The sequence below is a fragment of the Alteromonas sp. Mac1 genome (genome assembly GCF_001562125.1).
In the GTDB taxonomy this organism is placed as follows: domain Bacteria; phylum Pseudomonadota; class Gammaproteobacteria; order Enterobacterales; family Alteromonadaceae; genus Alteromonas; species Alteromonas stellipolaris.
The window spans coordinates 1437302-1456064 of the sequence record NZ_CP013932.1; the positions used below are offsets into that span (position 1 = coordinate 1437302).

An 18763-nucleotide genomic window follows, 5' to 3' on the forward strand; every position below is an offset into this window, starting at 1 on the left:
AACTGAAACGGTACTTTGGTGCTCTAATACGTATTCCAGTATTGTTCAGTAAATCACAGGTACATGAAGAAAAGGTTATCTCAAAAACTCTTGGTGCTGTCTTTCCTTATTACAGCTAGCTTGTCGAGTATTGCGCAAAGCGTGAGTTACACGAATAAAAATGCGCTGCCTGAAATTGGCGTAGTGGCGTCTGACGCCATTTCTTTAGACAAAGAAATGATTGTTGGCGATGCAGTTATGCGTCAAATGCGTGGGCAAAGCCCGCTAATAGCCGATCCTGTTTTAGATGAATACCTACAAGATTTAGGTAACCGCTTAGTCATTCATGCCGAAAATGCCAAATTCCCATTTCGTTTTTTCTGGGTAGATAACGATGCGATTAACGCCTTCGCTTTCTTTGGGGGGCATATAGGTGTTCATACTGGCCTTATGCGCAGAGCAAACACTGAAAGTGAATTGGCCTCGGTGCTGGCTCATGAAATCTCTCACGTTACACAACGGCATATCGCTCGAAGTATGCAAGCGCAACAACGTTCATCGCCCTTAGCTATTGCTTCGCTTATTGGTGGCGTATTAATTGCCATGGCAAACCCCCAAGCGGGTATGGCGGCAATGCAAGCTGGCCAAGCGGCTTCTGTACAAATGCAAATTGACTACACCCGTTCTAACGAGCAAGAGGCTGACCGCATTGGTATTGCTATGTTGTCCCGTGCTGGGTTCGATGCCAACGGCGCTGCAGACTTCTTTTCAATTATGGCTGAAGAATATCGAAACGTTTCACGCCCGCCAGCGCGTTTATTAACTCACCCATTAACTGAGTCTCGTATAGCCGATGCCCGTTCTCGTGCAGACGACTACCCTTCTCGCTTTGTTCCGGTAAGTAAACAGTTTGAACTTGCTAAAGCCAGGATCATGGCCAGATACTCATTCGAACCCGATTATGCGGTAGAGTATTTTACCGCGCAGGTAGATAAAGAGGCTTATCGAGTAAGAGAAGCATCGCTTTACGCCTTAGCATTGGCATATATGCGAACCGAAGAGTACGACAAAGCCCAAGACATCGTTATGGGTGAGTTGTTGCGCAAAGATAGCGGCAACCTGTTTTATCTAGACGCCGCAACAGATATTTATATTGCTAAGGGCGAGCCTTTAAAGGCAGTAGAAATGTTGTCACCTTTTGTAGAGAACAGCCCGCGCAATCAAGTATTGGCGCTTAACCAAGCAAATGCCATGATAAGTGCTAGCCGTTACGATGATGCAATTAGTTTGCTAAAAGACTTTTTATTGGTGAACGACGAATACCAAATTGCGCATCAGTTGATGTCTGAAGCGTACCAAAAAGCGAAGCGCTTTTCGCAAATGCACCAAAGTAAGGCAGAAGTGTATGCCTTGTATGGCGCCTATACCCGCGCAGTGGATGAACTGCAGTATGCTTATAACTTTGCGAAAGACGACGACCATCTTCAAAAGCAACGTATTAGGGCAAGAATAAAGCAATTTAGAGATCAAGAAGAGCGGTTGCAGCGCCTATAACGCCTGTGCCTGTAACTCTGCTATTTTGTCTTTTAACATATCAGCAGTTACCTCACCTAAAATCTCGGCTTGAACCTGCCCTTGCGGGCCCACAATGTAAGTCGCCGGTAAATACGGCGGCTTAGTAATGGGAAGTCGCGTTTCCTCATTAGCCATAATCAAATTTAGGGTAATACCAAACTTATCTGCCATGGCCTGTAAATCGTCTTTAGGTAATACGTCGTAGTTAATGGCGAATAACGATGTGTTTGGCGGGAGGTTGTCGCCTAAATGGTGTAACTCAGGCATTTCTCTTAAACAAGGGGCACACCACGGGGCGAAGTAATTAATTATTACCCAATTGCCCTCTAAATCTCGCCACTTATATTCGCCGCCCTGCAAAGTTTCAAAATCAGTCTGATTGTACTTATAAAACCACACTCCAGCGGTTGCTGAAAGTAACATCACCAATATAATCAACAGCCCTTGCTTCGCAGCGTTCGTCATTTTTAGCGTACCTTTTTTGTCATACTTTTTTGCCATACTTTTTGCCATAAGAACGGCGTTGCTATTAATTAAGACAATATAAACAACAACGGTGTGAAAACATGCCTTGCTGCGTATTTAATAGCAAGTACTTTCATGGGTTTGCAAATGGGTTTGCCTTTCTACCTGCTCAATTTCAAGGGCGACATTTGTAGCGCGCAGTTTGCACATGCAGGGTTAATTGCTTAGCATCAGCGTTAATTTATTAGCCCTAAACACCAATATTAATGCGCTTTTATCATTAATAAGGGCTTAGCACCTTGAAAAACACCTTCAAACAAGCAATAGTCAGCGCCAAAATTTGGCAATGATTTAACGATGAGGCGACATTATGTCTTCGGTTACTATTTTACATAACCCGCGCTGCTCTAAAAGCCGCCAAACCTTAGCACTACTCGAAGAAAAAGGTATATCGCCTACGGTAGTAGAATACTTAAAAACGCCATTGAGCATCGATGAACTTAAAACCTTGTTTGGGCAACTTAACGTAGAGAATGTGCGAGACATGATGCGCACGAAAGAAGATGCCTATAAAGCTGCAGCATTAGGTGGCGCAGATATTACCGATGAACAGCTTTATGCCGCCATGGTAGAACACCCTAAGTTAATTGAACGCCCTGTTGTTATTAATAACGATAGTGCGCGTATTGGAAGACCGCCAGAGGCCGTGTTGGAAATCGTATAATGGGCCCTATTTTAGTTCTTTATTACAGCCGCCATGGCAGCACCAAAAGATTAGCCGATGCTATAGCCCAAGGGGCAATGGCTGAACTATCAAGCTTGGAAGCCAATGCGGCGTCATCTTCTACTGGTGAATCATTTGTGCGACCAGAAGTTATTGTTCGCAGTGTGGCAAGCCTAAACGCGAGTTCAAATGGCGCCAGTTCGAAAGAGCCTGGCTTAAATAGTCAGGGCTCAGGGGAAGAGAGCCCCAACGTCAGTGTGGAAGAATCAAACCCTAACGCAGCCCCCACGGTTACCTTACAAGAACTCGAACGATGTAGTGCGCTTGCGCTAGGAAGCCCTACGCGATTTGGTAATATGGCAGCGCCAGTAAAGTACTTTTTAGACAGCACCAGTAGCCAGTGGCTAAAAGGATCGCTAATTAATAAGCCAGCGTGTGTTTTCACATCAAGTTCTTCCATGCATGGCGGTCAAGAATCAACGCTGCTTTCCATGATGATCCCATTATTCCACCACGGCATGGTGATGTGCGGCCTGCCCTACAGCGAGCCAGCGCTTCATGAAACTCGCAGCGGTGGAAGTCCTTACGGTGTGAGTCACGTCGCACTCGACAACGCAGTCACACTCACTGAAGATGAAAAATCTTTATGTATTGCTCAAGGTAAACGTCTGGCAAAATTAGCCAATGCTTTGTGGCATGCGAATAACCCGGAGACAACACATGGCGCCTAACACTCGCTTTTACCGTTATTTGGCACTTGGTTGTCATACCCTCTTAATAGCGTGGATTATTTCGTGGCAGTTTTTTCTTAATAAAACGCTAACGTACTCGCCAATCTTTATTACACTGGTTTATTTAGTGCCGTTACTTTTACCTTACAAGGGAATTATACAAGGCAAGCCGTATACTCACGCTTGGGCAAATTTCGTGGTACTGTTTTATTTAATGCACGGTTGTACAGTGGCTTATGCGGTGCCTGAAGAGCGCTGGTATGCTGCAATTGAAATTCTGCTTTGTGTTGGAATGTTCGTTGGTTGCAGCGCGTTTGCTCGTAAACGTGGACGTGAATTAGGCCTTGGATTAAAGAAACTTAAACAAGTTATGCAAGAAGAAAAGGCGCATTTCGAACAAGGGGAATAACGATGAAGTGGCTACTACCGATTTCACTGTTGGCATTATATGGATGCGGCGGTTCAACAGGAGATAGCAACACCACTACACCTACCCCATCTTCGCCACCCAACCTAACAATACAGGGCGCCAGCGAAATCATTGCTGGCGACTCTGCCGATTTTGCCGTTGCCGCCCCATCGGGCACATTTATAACTAGTGTGAATTGGACGGTAAGTGCAACTAGCGCTAGCACACAAGCAAACAATATAACTCCTCTTGCATCACATACCCAAGCCATAGGTTTCGATGCTATGGCGGCCGGCGAATACCTTGTTTCAGTTACTGCCACTTTTTCTAGTGCCGATTCTTTAACCGAAATAACCTTAACCGACGAGCTTAGCCTTACCGTTATTGAAGGCCAGCCCCCTGGCGCTACTTTACGTTTAGGTCACGAAGCCAGCGAAGGGGGCCGCGTTTCACTGCACGTAGATAACAACAGCTTGAAAACCGTAACCGACATTACGTGGGAACAGTTATCAGGGGCATCAATACCCGCTTTTACCTTTGATGACGGCGATTTTTCTTATAACCTTTATTTTCAAGCGCCACAAGTAAGCGCCGACAGCATTGCTGAAATTCAAGCTACGCTGACTTTCGATGATGGCTCGGTTGCGATCGATACGGTTCAAGTGTTGATAAAAAACATCAATATAGATTCAGATGCGTATTTCGTTGACGACTCAGGCAGTAATCCTGAAACAGTGACGTCGCACATGCTAGCGTATCGCCCGAATAGCCCTTATGCCGCAGCGCTAGACGCTTGCGTATACAACAATGTGCTAACATCCAGCTGCACATTTGCGCAACTTCCCCTTATTGGCCAACAGACCGAATCCCCTACTATCGATGATATTTTAGATAGAACCTATGTGTCACATCCATGGATGGGAGAGGCATTCGAGCAGTTTCTACAAACATCTAACAGCAGTGACGATTTACTACAAATGCTAAGAGCTACCAGTGCGGTTGTCATTTCTTACGATATTCGCCCCTCATTTTATTGGGCAGTGACTGGTGCTATTTACCTTGATGCAAATAACTTTTGGCGCAGCCCTGAAGAAAGAGACACCATTAATACTCAACCCGATTACCGTAGCGGTTTTGGTAGTGATTTAGATTTTTCTATTTTTTGGCGATACGTAAAAGACGCAGCCTATTACTATCCACAAACTGGCTTGGCTGCGTCAGCAAGGGCAACCCGTACTCAACAAGGTGTCGATGCCGCACTAACATGGTTGATGTACCACGAGCTCGCCCATGCGAATGATTTCTTCGACTATACAACCTGGTCGTCCTTATCTAATAGTAATACCCCTCTAAATTACGTTAATAACAACGCGCCTTTATCTACTGGCCTTGAAAACACCTTGCCACTTACCTCATCCGAACTGCATGCGCTGGCGCAGGTACGCTATGGGGGTGATGATGCCAACAGTACACAGCGCGCTTATTCAGCAGGTCAAGTTGCCAACTGGTTTGCTAGCGACGGCGCAGTTACTTTTTATTCCTATTACACCGAAAGAGAAGATTTCGCTAATTTGGTCGAGCGTTTCATGATGCATTATCGAATGGACGCCAGTGCGGATGTGGCCATATTTTCAGGTGATGCGGTAGACGATGGTTCATACGATGTCACTTGGGGGCAACGGGATCGTATTAACGATAGCAACCTGCAATTACGGGTAGATTATGCGGTTAGCCGTGTATTACCCGAGCTCGATATTCCGGCCATTCAAGCTGCCATGCCAACGCCAACTTTGTTTCCTGCCGACAGCACTTGGTTTAATACGGTAGATTTAGACAATGAAGAAAGTGTGCAGCTTACAGGCGATGAAAAAAAAGCGATTATAGAAGCGCAAGAGAAGCTTGAAGAGCGTTTATTTTAGTTTTTAACTAAGCGCTTTTTAGTATGGTTGTTCAATCTGTTTTTTTGGGGGCTGTGCTATTACGGAAGCGCTATAGCAGGCAAAGTTGGCGTATTGAAAACTAGCGGATTGGAAATTAGTGGATTGGAATTAGCGCAATTGGTAATTAGAAATTAAAGCCCGAGCTCCCGCTTAACCATTGCCACAGAAAGCTTTTTTTGCTCCTGCAATGAACGAGTATCAAGCCGGGCTAATAAGCTTAACAAGCTTCGTAAATCTCGGTCGCTGTGGTGCAACAAAAACTGTAATGCCTGTTCTGACAACCGCAATCCTCGTTGATTAGCACGCAATCGCACCACTTCCTTACGCGACTCATCATTAAGCGCTGTTAAATGATAAATGACGCCCCATGCAAGCCTAGAGCTTAAATCTGGCAATTGAAATGCTGGGTGTGAAGGCCCGTGTTGACTACCGCCCACAATGAGTGCGTGAGGGTTTTCTATCACCCGATTGAAAAGGTCGAATAAGGCTTCTTCCCATCGTGGGTGACCAGCAATGGCATGCATATTATCTAAACAGATAACCGAGAGATTTTCTAACCCATCAAAAATATCAAAAGACCACTGGGCATGATGATTCAAATTTAAATAAAGGTGATTAACGTTTTGCTGCGCCAGTTGATGACACAAGGCATAAAGTAAATGGCTTTTACCCAAGCCCTGCCCACCTAACAATGTAACTAATGGCAGATGTAATGCAGAAAGCGAGGCTAAAGACGGCGCATCGTGCCATGCAGGCATAGCACTTGGAATACCCTTAAGCAACGCCACCACTTCTTGGTTTCCCGTATCAACAAAACTGTCGAACGTTTCATCTGTGGGTAGCGTTACAGGGAGAGTTAGCTGCATAGCAAAAGGGTCATTCATTCCAGTAAAAGGTATATCCTTCTACCACTTGACCAAAGGCATCGGTGACAGGCCTAAGTTTAGATTCAAGCCTTACAGTGTTGAGTAAATCCTCTGGCGTACCAAGCAAAGTTAAATTGTAAGTAGCTACGGAACCGGTTTGCCCAGTTAACATAGCTTCTTCTATTACGCTTAAGCTTTTTAAATACGTATTAGCGTTAGCGTATTTTTTTAATGAGTCTAAATTGGCAACCGACACAGATATTTGCACTCGCTCTGCATCTACTGCTCCGGGGATCACTGCATATTGTGAAGATAAGTAGTTGGCATAAGCATCAACCAACTGTTGAGTAAGTGATGTAGGTTCGTCGGCAAAAATGGAACCGTAGCTGACCTTACCATTACCCACAAACACCCAATCAAGTGCATATTCACCTTCTTGTGCTTTTTGTGCATATTGGGTGAATTCGTCCATCGTGAAAGGCGGCATGTCTTGCGCTTCATCCATCACTGCAGCTGTGGCTGTTACTTCATCGCCTGCAAGGCTAGCTTGTTGTTCTTCGTTTGTCTGCAGATTCACGCCGTTACTCATGCCATCACTTACGTCGCCAGTCACGCTATTAACGTCACTTAAATCTAGTTGACCGCTTGGCGGTTGTTCTGCAGCGCTGGCCTCACCTGTACGCTTATCTTGAATACTACCATCCTGATAAGCATTGGACGAAGCAGGCAAACCTTCAGGGATAGACGGCATTTCGCCAGGAGCATTTTTATACAAACGAGCGCCAATAATATTATCAACACCATAACGCTGTGATGATGCCGTTAAAGACTGAACGAACCTACCCCACACATCGTAAATTGAAATATTAGCAGAGTCGGTTAAATCCATTAATGGCAGGCTTACCGGAACACCACGGGTTTTGGCGGTGTGAACCAACATTTCACCTACGGGTGTTGGTGAACTTTCATCTAAAATAATGCGTTCGTTGTCGTCGGTTTCTGTGGCCAACCACACAATGGTTTCTGGTCTACGCTCGCCCCACAAAGGTAGGCCTTCACGTTTCATCAGTTCGGTCAGCTTAGTTTTGTCAAACTCTGCAACATAAAAGGTTTCGTTGCCTGAATAAGAAAAGCGGTACGAGCGAAGGTAAGCTTCTGGCTTTCTAAGTGCTGCCCTTACACCAGGGTTCTGCAGCACCGTGGTATTACCTGACACCTTCACCATCACTTGGGTTAAGGCTTCTTTTACCGCGTTGGCTTGTGTTTTTTGACTCTGATCACTAACAGGTATCTGTGCTTCATTAACCACCACGTGCTGCGTAGCATGGGCACTCATTGTGCACACCGCTATTGCCAAACCTACACCGCGAATTAATTGTTGCTGAAACATACGCCTAATTTTCCTGTTCCGATAAGAAATCAATTTCTTCACTACTCCACTACAACGCCAAAAGATCGTTGCCCGCTATTCTCTGTCATATTCGCGTTTATTTCATCTATAAATACAAAAAACGAAGTTTGAAGCAGCTAAAAAATGTATTTCATACTCAAATTACACTTTTTTCACATGATCTGCCCCTTATCCGCCTTAGTCAATTGGACTTGTGGTGACTTACTGGTAGAATCCGCGTTTTTCTACCTCTTACTCTTAGTTCTAGGGCGCAAACGTGAGCGAAAATAAAACCTCTCTTAGTTATAAAGATGCTGGTGTCGATATTGATGCGGGAAACCAACTTGTCGACCGTATTAAATCCGTTACTAAAAGGACTCACCGTCCGGAAGTAAAAGGAAACCTTGGTGGGTTTGGCGCATTATGTTCGCTTCCAACGAAATACAAGAACCCTTTATTGGTTTCTGGAACCGATGGCGTGGGCACTAAACTTCGTGTTGCTATGGACGCGAACCGTCACGACGGTGTGGGTATTGACCTTGTAGCCATGTGCGTTAACGACCTTATCGTGCAAGGTGCAGAGCCGCTGTTTTTCTTAGACTATTACGCTACTGGCAAACTAGATGTTGATGTTGCTGCATCGGTAGTTACCGGTATTGGTAATGGTTGTGAGCAAGCAGGATGTGCCCTAATCGGTGGTGAAACCGCTGAGATGCCAGGAATGTACCATGGCGGCGATTACGATATTGCAGGTTTCTGCGTTGGTGTAGTTGAAGCTGATAAAGTTATCGACGGCACAAAAGTAAAGCCTGGCCAGAAACTTATCGCGCTAGGGTCATCAGGTCCTCACTCTAACGGTTACTCACTCGTTCGTAAGATTTTAGAAGTGAGCAACGCCGACGTAAATCAAGATTTAGACGGCAAGCCGCTTATCGAGCATTTACTTGAACCTACCCGCATTTATGTGAAATCTGTCTTAGCATTGCTTGAGAAAGTTGAAGTTAGCGCTATTTCGCACATTACTGGCGGCGGTTTCTGGGAAAACATCCCTCGCGTATTACCTGATGATGCAAAAGTGGTTATTGACGAGAAGAGCTGGCAGTGGCCTTCAGTATTTAGCTGGCTGCAAGAGAACGGTAACGTTACTCGTCACGAAATGTACCGTACGTTTAACTGTGGTGTTGGCCTAGTTATCGTTGTTGATGAAGCCGACGTAGATACTACTATTGCAACGTTGAAAGAACACGGTGAAAATGCCTGGTTAATTGGTGATATTCAAGCCAAGGACGGTGAGCAGCAAGTAGAGATAAACGCGTGAGCACTCCATCAACCAAACTTTGCGTTTTAATTTCAGGTAACGGCAGTAACTTACAAGCCATTATTGATAACATCAGCGCTGAAAAGCTCGACGCTGAAATTTGTGGTGTTATTAGTAACCGCCCAAATGCGTACGGTTTAATCCGTGCGCAAGAAGCTGGTATTAAGGCAATTAGCCTAGACCACATGCAGCATGACAGTCGCGAAAGCTACGACAAGGCATTGCAAGCTGAAATTGAATCATTAAACCCAGACTATATTGTACTTGCTGGCTTCATGCGTATCCTAACGCCTGAGTTTGTAAATACTTTTTCTGGAAAATTAGTGAACATTCATCCATCTTTGTTGCCCAAATACAAAGGGTTGAATACGCATCAGCAAGCCATCGATAACGGCGACGAAGAACACGGCGTAAGCGTGCACTTTGTGACGCCTGAGTTAGATGGCGGCCCAGTCATTATTCAAAGCCGCGTGCCGGTTTTCGAAGATGACACTGCGGTAGACTTAGCAGATCGTGTTCAAGAACAGGAGCGTCGCATATACCCATTAGTGCTTTCTTGGTTCAGTGCGGGGCGACTTAAGATGGTAAATAATAAGGCTATCCTAGATGAGCAAGAACTCCCAGAATCGGGTTATGCAAACGAGTAAACGCCGTTTTGTAGCAGCAATATTAATGGCTTTTGTGGGCGCCAGCGCCCACGCGGCCGATGCAACAGAGAGTAAACTTCAACCCTACGAGGCAGTTTATACTGCTTACAAGTGGGGCGATGATGTGGGCGAAGCTCGCATTAAGCTTGAAGCGTTAAGCAATACACAATATTCCCTCACCTACTCTTCCAAAGTTTCTAAATTCTTTTTATCTGACAAACGCTATGAGCATTCAATTTTTAAAGTAGAAGACAGTAGCGTTTTACCTATCGAGTATCATTATACTCGCACCGGTACAGGGCCAGATAAAAAGCTCACTGTTAACTTCAATACCGATAACGGCGGCAAAATAGCGATAGAAAATGGCGACGAGTTTGTTTGGAACGGTCAGTTCGACAACCAAATCTACCGCGTAGACCTTGCGAATCAATTAGCATCTGGCGAAACCAACCTGACTTACGACTTTGTTAATTATCGTGGTGAGTTACGTACCTACGGTGTAGAAGTAGTTGGTAATGAAAATTTATCATTACCTTATGGTGATTTCGACACGGTGAAAGTGAAACTTATTCGTGATTCTAAAACTCGCGAAACCTTTGCGTGGTTTGCTCCATCATTAAACTATACCCTAGTGCGATTGCAGCAATTTAAAGACGGTGAAGAGCAAGGCGACATTAAGCTGAAGTCTTACACCAGCGAGTAAATTTAAGTTACACCTTCAATCGGCGGGGATCTCCCCGCCTATTTTCCTTTTCTATTTTCATTATTTGACCGTTTTACCCAACCTAGCTGCTAGCCCATAGCTATAGCGTTCTAGCGCAAACTATAAGCGTTAGTTTTAATGCAAAATTCATGTAAAAATCTTGATCTTTGGGCCATTAAATAATAGGTTTAACCCATGCTGGTCTGACCTCAAATTTATCGTTGCGCAGAATCTTGCGCAATGAACCAAAATAAGAGGAACGATTAGCGTTACATTTAACGCCTTCTCAGGAGCGAAGTATGGCAGATTTTATTTGGTTTTTACTGGTAGTGTTAGCCTTGGCTGTTGCCAGCTATCAACGTACCAGCTTAGTAACAGCAGTGTGTATTGCTGGTGGAGTCATGATTTTAGGGACTCTATTTGGTGATATTGGTTTACTTGGTTGGATTGTATTCCTAGCGCTTACGCTGCCGTTTACCCTTTCTAATATTCGTCAGCAACACATCACTAAGAAATTATTAGCATTTTACCGAAAGGTAATGCCAGAAATGTCCAGCACCGAACAAGAAGCAATCGATGCAGGTACAGTATGGTGGGACGGCGATATTTTCAGTGGTAAGCCTGATTGGGAAAAACTTCATCGAATTCCGAAAGGTCGTTTAACGGCTGAGGAACAAGCGTTCCTAGACGGGCCGGTTGAAGAAGTATGTTCAATGGTAGATGAATGGCAAATTAACCATAAAGATGCCGATTTATCGCCTGAAATCTGGGCATACCTGAAAGAACATAAGTTCTTTGCCATGATCATTAAAAAAGAATACGGCGGCCTAGCGTTCTCAGCGTTCGCACAGTCTCGCGTTCTTCAAAAGCTTGCTGGTGTTAGCGCAGTACTTTCAAGTACCGTTGGTGTTCCTAACTCGTTAGGCCCAGGCGAACTACTTCAGCACTATGGAACAAAAGAACAACAAGACCATTACTTACCTCGCCTAGCGGCAGGCCAAGAGGTTCCTTGTTTTGCATTAACTGGCCCTGAAGCAGGTTCAGATGCTGGCGCTATTCCTGATGTCGGTGTGGTATGTAAGGGCGACTGGAACGGTGAAGAAGTGCTAGGTATGCGCCTAACATTTGATAAGCGTTACATTACCCTTGCACCAGTAGCAACGGTAATTGGTCTGGCGTTTAAGCTTCAAGACCCAGACGGTTTGTTAAGTGACAATAAAGAGCCTGGTATTACTTGTGCACTTATTCCACGCGATACCAAGGGTTTAGAAATTGGCCGTCGTCACTTCCCGCTGAATACGCCTTTCCAAAATGGTCCTATTCGCGGAAACGACATTTTCGTTCCAATCGATTACATTATTGGTGGCCCTTCAATGGCTGGTAGAGGCTGGCGTATGCTGGTTGAGTGTTTGTCAGTAGGTCGTTGTATTACCCTACCGTCTTCTGCTGCAGGTGGTGCTAAGTCTGTATCATTGGCAACGGGTGCGTACGCACGTATTCGCCGTCAGTTCCGTATGCCTGTTGGTCATATGGAAGGTGTAGAAGAAATGCTAGCTCGTATCGGCGGGAATGCTTACTTGATGGATGGCGTAACCCGCTTTTCAACAGTAGGTGTAGATTTAGGTGAGAAGCCGTCTGTTATATCGGCAATCTGTAAATACCACCTTACTGAAAAGATGCGTCAAGTCATTAACGACTCTATGGACGTTCATGGCGGTAAGGGCGTAATGCTTGGGCCAAATAACTATTTGGGTCGTGGTTACCAAGGTGTACCGGTTTCAATTACCGTTGAAGGCGCTAACATTCTTACTCGTAACATGATGATATTCGGTCAAGGCGCAATGCGCTGCCACCCTTTCGTATTGAAAGAAATTCAAGCAGCGTCAATTGAAGATAAGAAAGAAAGCATTGCCGCGTTCGATAAAGCCGTATTTGGGCATATTGGTTTTGCCATTTCAAATACTGTTCGTAGTGTTTGGTTTTCACTAACTAGTGGCGTATTCAGCAGTGCACCATTTACTGACGAAACCGCTCACTATTATAAGCTGTTGCAAGGTTACAGTGCTAACTTAGCGCTACTTACCGATGTTTCTATGGGTGTGTTAGGCGGCGACTTAAAACGTCGTGAGCGCTTGTCTGCACGCCTAGGTGATATCTTAAGTGGTCTGTACCTAGGTAGTACTACATTGAAGCGTTTTGACGAAGATGGTCGTTTAAAAGAAGACTTACCGCTACTTCATTGGGCAATGCAAAACACCTTGCATGACATTGAAACCGCTATTGATGACTTCTTAGCGAACTTCCCTAACAAAGCCATTGGTGTGGTACTTCGTGGTCTTGTTATTCCGTTTGGTCGTCGTGTTGGTAAGCCTTCTGATAAAACCGAGCATGCTATTGCGCAAATGCTACAAACCCCTTGTAGCGCACGTAGCCGCTTAGGTTATGGTCAGTACCTAGCCCGTGTAGAAGGTAACTTGTTCGGTGACTTAGAACAGACCCTTGATGACGTATTAGCAGCCGAGCCAATCTTCGAACGCATTTGCAAACATAAGAAAGCGAAACTGCCTTTCACACGTTTAGCGGCGTTAGCGGACGATGCGCTAAGTGAAGACATTATTAATGAAGAAGAAGCTGATTTACTTCGCCGTACAGAAGCAGGTAGACTAAGAACCATTAATGTTGACGATTTTGACCACGAAGAATTAGTGGCTAAAGTGAACTCTTCTAGCGAAACAAAGAAACGAGGAGGCAAAGCTGCTTAGCTTAATCCCCCCTAAAAAGGGCCGCTTCGGCGGCCTTTTTTTATGCATCAAATCCACTGCTATTTTATGGTTAGCTTTGTTACTGGCTGCCCCTGCTCATGCTCATGATCATGCTGAATCGCAGTACCCAATGGTTACATTACCTTCTGACACCTTTCAATGTGGTAATTCAGAACAAGCCCAAAAACTGGCTCGGCTTATTGTGAATGATAAAAACCAAGCGCGCCCCCAAATGCACTGTAACCCCACCCTGGTTGCCATTGCTGAGCAAAAGGCAAAAGACATGGCAGAAGAAGGCTTAGTGTCGCATTTCTTAAATGGCAGCCCTAACACCCGCTTGCGAAACGCAGGGTTAACACTTCCTTCCTATTACGGCGATGCTATGAGTAATCAGGTTGAGGCGTTGGCTGGCGGCTATCAAACCGCAAAAAAGGTGTGGCACGCATTAAAAAGCTCGTTCTCTCATAAACAGCATTTGCTGGGTGAAATTCCTTTTTATGCTGAGCAAAATGAAATTGGCGTCGCCTTTTTTAAAGATTATAAAACGCCACACGTAGAATACTGGGCGATTTATATCACTAAACTAAGTGGTGATGAACAACAAACACCATTCAGTGAAGTTCCCGATAAGGGGCTCGGCATTGTTACCGAAAATGGTGAAATTGCCCCAATGCAATAGTGGACTATCACTTTTGAACATGGTGGCAATGCCAGCAGAAACAAAAAAACCGGTGTTATTTAAAACACCGGCTTTCATGAATTTGTAGGACTTATTTATAACCCTAGCCAGGCCGAAGCTTTAGCTAAGTTGAAGCTTATCCATTAACAACACCGCTTGCGTACGGGTGTTAATTTCAAGTTTACGTAGTATTGCGCTGATGTGTGCCTTAATAGTCGCTTCTGTTACATTCATTTCGTGAGCAATTTGCTTGTTCATTAAGCCTGCACGTAGGAATGACAATACTTGAATTTGTTTAGGCGTAAGCTCTCTGAATCGTTGAAGCAACAACTTCAATTCATCGTCTACTTTCTCAAGCTCTTCTTCCATGCCTTCAGGAAGCCATTTTTTACCCGCAATGATATCAACAATGGCTTGCGCCATTTCACGTGTTGCTGACACCTTAGGGATAAAGCCTTGAGCACCTAAGCTCATTACTTGTGCAACCACTTCTACCGTGTCGCTACCAGACACTACGCCGATAGGAATATTAGGATATTGTTCACGCAAAGTAATGATGCCATTAAAATATTCACCGCCTGGCATATTTAAATCAAGTAAGACTAACTCTATGCCATCGTATTCATTTAAAATGGCCAGCGCAGCATCAAGGCTTCCAGCTTCAAGAATCTGCGCGTTTTCAAAATAAGGGCCTAGTGCTCCGCTTAGTGCTTCGCGAAACAATGGATGATCATCTGCTACAAGAATTCTTGTCATTAGCGTTGTTGCTTCCTTTAGTTCTTATATCTCTAGGTTAATACTTTCGATTTAATTCTAAAAGCCCTATTCGTTAAAAATCACCGCTTTATTTGATTTTTTTAATGTTTTCCATTGGCATTTCCGTTTGTGAGGGTAAAATTGCCGACCAAATTCCCGCTAGCTGAGTACATTTTGTGCAAAAACACGACAGACTTTATGCAAACCCTCTTAAAAAGGTAGCAGACTTTACATTCGATGAGTCAGTAGTTGACGTTTTTCCCGATATGATTCAACGCTCGGTGCCGGGTTATGAAACTATTGTCCATACTATTGGTGAATTGGCCAAAACAAAAGTACAACCAAATACGAGGGTGTACGACCTTGGTTGTTCATTAGGTGCAGCAAGTTTTTCAATTGCACGTGCCACTCAAGATGTGCCGTGTGAAATAATTGGTATAGACAGTTCGGACGCCATGGTTGACCGTTGCAGAAGAATGGTTCAAGCCTTCAACCTACCAAACCCAATTAACATTGTTCAGCAAAATGCCCAAGATACCCAAATAGAAAATGCGTCTATGGTAGTCATGAATTTCACATTACAGTTCATTCCGCCAGCTGACAGAGAAGCGTTACTGAAACAAATCTACGATGGTTTAAATGATGGAGGCGTGTTAATTCTTTCAGAAAAAATTAAACACCCCACCATGGCAGGTAATGAACTATTGATAGACTTACACCACCAATTTAAGCGTGACAATGGTTACAGCGAATTAGAAGTAAGCCAAAAACGAGCAGCAATTGAAAAGGTCATGCTGACCGATACCTTTAGCGAACACGAAACCCGATTAAAATCAGTTGGCTTTAAGGATGTTGTGATGTGGTTTAAGTGCTTTAACTTTACATCGCTGGTTGCAATAAAGTAGTTGGCAGTTAGGTTAAGTGGGTACTAATACCCCACGACACTTATAGTTAGCATCCAGTGATTTAGCATTAAGAATATTGTGAATCACATTTAAAAACACTGTGACTCACAATTAAGAACACCGAGAAGAAATATGACGAAACCAGAATCAGCGTGGTTTAACGACTGCTACAAATCTATTTTAGATACGCCTTTAGCCCATTGGCTACAAACACTACCGGCGCAAATGAATGAATGGCAAAAAAGTCAAAAACACGGTGAATTCGACAAATGGTGTCGTCTACTTGCAAAAATTCCAACGACCACACCATCGTCCATACAACTTGTTGATGAAGTTCGAGTGGGTACAGCAAATGATATAGACCAATATACCCAAAAGAAAATCTTAGGCTTACTGCAACAGTTTATGCCGTGGCGCAAAGGCCCTTTCCATATACACGACATTCACGTTAATACCGAATGGCGTTCTGATTGGAAGTGGGACAGGGTTGCCCCGCATATATCGCCGCTTAAAAACAGAACCGTACTCGATGTGGGCTGTGGCAGCGGCTACCACATGTGGCGCATGCTAGGGAATGATGCGTCTCGCGTGGTAGGTATCGACCCCACCCAGCTTTTTCTTATTCAATTTCAGGCTATCAAACACTTTATACCTGACAATCGCATTCACTTCTTACCGCTAGGTATTGAGCAGATGCAGCCGTTGAATGCGTTTGATACCGTTTTTTCTATGGGTGTTCTGTATCACCGTAAAGATCCTATCCAATTTCTTACCCAGCTTAAGCATCAACTGAGAAAAGGCGGTGAACTGGTATTAGAAACGCTAGTGGTAGATGGCGATGCGCAAACCGTGTTAATGGCAGGCGAACGCTATGCTCAAATGCGAAACGTGTGGTTTTTACCTAGCACAGATGCGTTAACAGTGTGGCTAGAGCGACTTGGGTTTGAAAACATTCGCGTGGTTGATAAGAACTTCACCACTCTGGATGAACAACGTGCTACTGAGTGGATTGAAGGCCAGTCATTGAAAGATTTTCTCGACCCTGAAGATATTACTCGCACCATAGAGGGGTATCCTGCACCACAACGAGCCGTGATTGTCGCGAATCGTAAATAAGTTCAGCCCTATGTAATGCAACGGTGATGTTGGCATAAATGTTGTAACCTATATTCCCCATGATGTACGTATTCTGCATTTAATAGGGTTGTAACATGGACATACATGGGTTTTTAAAGACACATCAGCTACCAAGTACGTATGCGGACACTGCACAAAAATGGTTCATCCCATTATGCGAACGGCTAGTTAAGCACCAAGAGAGTGCAGAAAATTCAAGTAAAGCCCCATTGGTGGTCGGAATTAACGGCTGCCAAGGTTCGGGTAAATCTACGCTAACTGATTTTATAAGCGCATATTTAACCAGCATTTACGCCAAAAAAGTGGTTTGTCTTTCTATTGATGACTTTTATTTAGACAAATCGCAGCGAAATGCGCTGTCGATAAAAGTTCACCCACTTCTTGCAACCAGAGGTGTGCCAGGTACACACAATATGCCTCTAGCGCTTAGTACTTTTAAGCAGCTCAAAGGCAGTGATCAAGTAGCCCTTCCCCGTTTCAATAAAGCCATAGACGACCCCTTTCCTGTTAATCAGTGGCCCGTTATTTCTGCGCCACCAGATATCATTATTTTGGAGGGATGGTGCGTTGGTGTAACACCACAAAACGCTGCCGACATAAAGCAACCCATAAATAGTTTAGAAGAAAACCAAGATCCACTTGGTATTTGGCGTTCGTTTGTTAATACTGAATTATCAAATGACTACCAAAGCTTGTTTGATCAAATCGATTATCGGGTTATGTTAAAAGCGCCCTCGTTTGAATGTGTTTATCGCTGGCGGTTAGAGCAAGAACATAAACTTGCTGTAGCAACCCAGGGGGCTTCTACGGGGGTGATGTCCGATGAACAGGTCGCGCAGTTTATTCAGAATTACCAACGACTAACCGAACATGCACTTAAAACATTGCCAACAAAATGTGACACTGTGTATTCGCTAGATGAAACAAGAACGATAACAGGCGAGGAAGTAAAGTAATGACAAGAACGCTAGTTTTCACCGATATGGACGGCACGCTGTTAGACCACCATACTTACTCCTTTGAGGCGGCGAAACCTGCTTTAACAGCGTTAGAGTCACGAGATATCCCCGTTATTCCAACTACCAGTAAAACGTTTGCCGAGCTACAGCCTTTACGGGAGCAAATTGGCCTTAACGGACCATTTATCATTGAAAATGGTGCAGCCATCTTCATTCCTCATGGTTTTTTCAAAAAGAAACCTAGTGGAACCGTATGGGTAGATGGCTACTGGTGTAAATCGTTTATATCCAATAAAAACTACTGGATAAAGCTCCTAGATAAAATCAAAGCGGATTTTGAAGGTGAGTTCAAACAGTTTTCGCAAATGAGTTTAGAAGAAATTCAAAGCAGTACTGGCTTAGATGAAGCATCTGCAGCCTTAGCAGCTAAGCGTCAATTTGGCGAACCTGTGCTTTGGACAGGGTCTGATGAAAACAAACAAAAATTTATTGCTGCAGTTAAAGAGCGTGGCGCCTATCCTCTAGAAGGCGGGCGATTTATCCACGTCTCTGGCAATTGCGACAAAGGCCAGGCGCTTAAATGGCTAGCGGCTGAATACCAAAGACAACATGAATGTCATGTTAAAACCGTTGCTCTAGGCGATGGGAAAAACGATATTGCTATGCTGGAAGCGGCACATATCGCTATACGAATTTTATCTCCGGTAAATCCTCCGCCTTCCGTTAAAAAAGACGAGGTTTATACCAGCACGTTGCATGGCCCAGAAGGCTGGAACGAAATGCTAACTCAATTGCTATCCCTATAATCAGGAGGACAC

Annotated in this window: 18 protein-coding genes; 14 read left to right on the forward strand and 4 right to left on the reverse strand. The window is 44.4% G+C overall.

Going from position 1 to position 18763, the window contains the following annotated elements; genetic code table 11:
* Positions 1-63: 63 nt before the first annotated feature.
* The gene (locus AV939_RS06005) at positions 64-1533 is read left to right on the forward strand and encodes a M48 family metalloprotease (protein ID WP_061093579.1); all 1470 of its coding nucleotides are present in this window, start codon (positions 64-66) and stop codon (positions 1531-1533) included.
* On the opposite strand, the gene AV939_RS06010 is transcribed toward AV939_RS06005, so the two are convergent.
* The gene (locus AV939_RS06010; RefSeq protein WP_231751172.1) at positions 1528-2055 is read right to left on the reverse strand and encodes a TlpA family protein disulfide reductase; all 528 of its coding nucleotides are present in this window, start codon (positions 2053-2055) and stop codon (positions 1528-1530) included. The genes AV939_RS06005 and AV939_RS06010 overlap by 6 nt on opposite strands.
* A 334-nt stretch (positions 2056-2389) precedes the next feature.
* On the opposite strand from AV939_RS06010, the gene arsC reads away from it, so the two are divergent.
* The 4 genes from arsC to AV939_RS06030 are packed head-to-tail and all read left to right on the forward strand — an operon-like array spanning position 2390 to position 5802.
* On the forward strand, positions 2390-2743 hold the full coding sequence (arsC, locus tag AV939_RS06015) for an arsenate reductase (glutaredoxin) (RefSeq protein ID WP_061997355.1): 354 nt from the start codon (positions 2390-2392) through the stop codon (positions 2741-2743).
* On the forward strand, positions 2743-3474 hold the full coding sequence (locus tag AV939_RS06020; protein ID WP_061997356.1) for an NAD(P)H-dependent oxidoreductase: 732 nt from the start codon (positions 2743-2745) through the stop codon (positions 3472-3474). Before arsC ends, AV939_RS06020 begins: the two co-directional genes overlap by 1 nt.
* On the forward strand, positions 3464-3883 hold the full coding sequence (locus AV939_RS06025) for a DUF2069 domain-containing protein (RefSeq protein ID WP_061997357.1): 420 nt from the start codon (positions 3464-3466) through the stop codon (positions 3881-3883). Before AV939_RS06020 ends, AV939_RS06025 begins: the two co-directional genes overlap by 11 nt.
* Positions 3884-3885: 2 nt before the next feature.
* Positions 3886-5802 carry a hypothetical protein gene (locus AV939_RS06030; protein WP_061997358.1) on the forward strand — a complete coding sequence of 639 codons (1917 nt, stop codon included), beginning with the start codon at positions 3886-3888 and terminating at the stop codon, positions 5800-5802.
* Between the two features lie 152 nt (positions 5803-5954).
* Here the strand turns inward: AV939_RS06030 and hda are convergent, their stop codons facing one another.
* Positions 5955-6689 carry a DnaA regulatory inactivator Hda gene (hda, locus tag AV939_RS06035; RefSeq protein ID WP_057796162.1) on the reverse strand — a complete coding sequence of 245 codons (735 nt, stop codon included), beginning with the start codon at positions 6687-6689 and terminating at the stop codon, positions 5955-5957.
* Positions 6690-6699: 10 nt separating this feature from the next.
* Positions 6700-8079, reverse strand: a complete 1380-nt coding sequence (locus tag AV939_RS06040) for a DUF2066 domain-containing protein (RefSeq protein ID WP_061997359.1) — start codon at positions 8077-8079, stop codon at positions 6700-6702.
* A 277-nt stretch (positions 8080-8356) separates the two neighbouring features.
* Here AV939_RS06040 and purM point away from each other — a divergent pair, with 277 nt between their 5' ends.
* The 5 genes from purM to AV939_RS06065 all read left to right on the forward strand — a co-directional run bounded on the left by purM (position 8357) and on the right by AV939_RS06065 (position 14188).
* Positions 8357-9397 carry a phosphoribosylformylglycinamidine cyclo-ligase gene (gene purM / locus AV939_RS06045; protein WP_057792051.1) on the forward strand — a complete coding sequence of 347 codons (1041 nt, stop codon included), beginning with the start codon at positions 8357-8359 and terminating at the stop codon, positions 9395-9397.
* Positions 9394-10044, forward strand: coding sequence for a phosphoribosylglycinamide formyltransferase (gene purN / locus AV939_RS06050; RefSeq protein WP_061997360.1), 651 nt, complete (start codon positions 9394-9396; stop codon positions 10042-10044). The genes purM and purN overlap by 4 nt, the downstream gene beginning before the upstream one ends.
* Entirely contained in the window at positions 10004-10747 is a 744-nt protein-coding gene (locus AV939_RS06055; RefSeq protein ID WP_231751173.1) for a DUF3108 domain-containing protein, read from the forward strand. Before purN ends, AV939_RS06055 begins: the two co-directional genes overlap by 41 nt.
* A gap of 299 nt (positions 10748-11046) precedes the next feature.
* Positions 11047-13509, forward strand: a complete 2463-nt coding sequence (fadE, locus tag AV939_RS06060; RefSeq protein WP_057792058.1) for an acyl-CoA dehydrogenase FadE — start codon at positions 11047-11049, stop codon at positions 13507-13509.
* 130 nt (positions 13510-13639) lie between these two features.
* Positions 13640-14188, forward strand: coding sequence for a CAP domain-containing protein (locus tag AV939_RS06065; RefSeq protein ID WP_156454629.1), 549 nt, complete (start codon positions 13640-13642; stop codon positions 14186-14188).
* Positions 14189-14308: 120 nt separating this feature from the next.
* Here AV939_RS06065 and AV939_RS06070 read toward each other — a convergent pair whose 3' ends face one another.
* The gene (locus AV939_RS06070) at positions 14309-14944 is read right to left on the reverse strand and encodes a response regulator transcription factor (protein ID WP_061997362.1); all 636 of its coding nucleotides are present in this window, start codon (positions 14942-14944) and stop codon (positions 14309-14311) included.
* 176 nt (positions 14945-15120) lie between these two features.
* Here AV939_RS06070 and cmoA point away from each other — a divergent pair, with 176 nt between their 5' ends.
* The 4 genes from cmoA to AV939_RS06090 all read left to right on the forward strand — a co-directional run bounded on the left by cmoA (position 15121) and on the right by AV939_RS06090 (position 18751).
* Complete coding sequence (gene cmoA / locus AV939_RS06075; protein WP_057792064.1) at positions 15121-15849, forward strand: carboxy-S-adenosyl-L-methionine synthase CmoA; 729 nt, start codon at positions 15121-15123, stop codon at positions 15847-15849.
* A 132-nt stretch (positions 15850-15981) separates the two neighbouring features.
* The gene (gene cmoB / locus AV939_RS06080) at positions 15982-16965 is read left to right on the forward strand and encodes a tRNA 5-methoxyuridine(34)/uridine 5-oxyacetic acid(34) synthase CmoB (RefSeq protein ID WP_061997363.1); all 984 of its coding nucleotides are present in this window, start codon (positions 15982-15984) and stop codon (positions 16963-16965) included.
* 95 nt (positions 16966-17060) lie between these two features.
* Positions 17061-17942, forward strand: coding sequence for a kinase (locus AV939_RS06085; RefSeq protein ID WP_061997364.1), 882 nt, complete (start codon positions 17061-17063; stop codon positions 17940-17942).
* Positions 17942-18751, forward strand: a complete 810-nt coding sequence (locus AV939_RS06090) for an HAD-IIB family hydrolase (protein ID WP_057792070.1) — start codon at positions 17942-17944, stop codon at positions 18749-18751. The genes AV939_RS06085 and AV939_RS06090 overlap by 1 nt, the downstream gene beginning before the upstream one ends.
* The last annotated feature ends 12 nt before the right edge of the window (positions 18752-18763 follow it).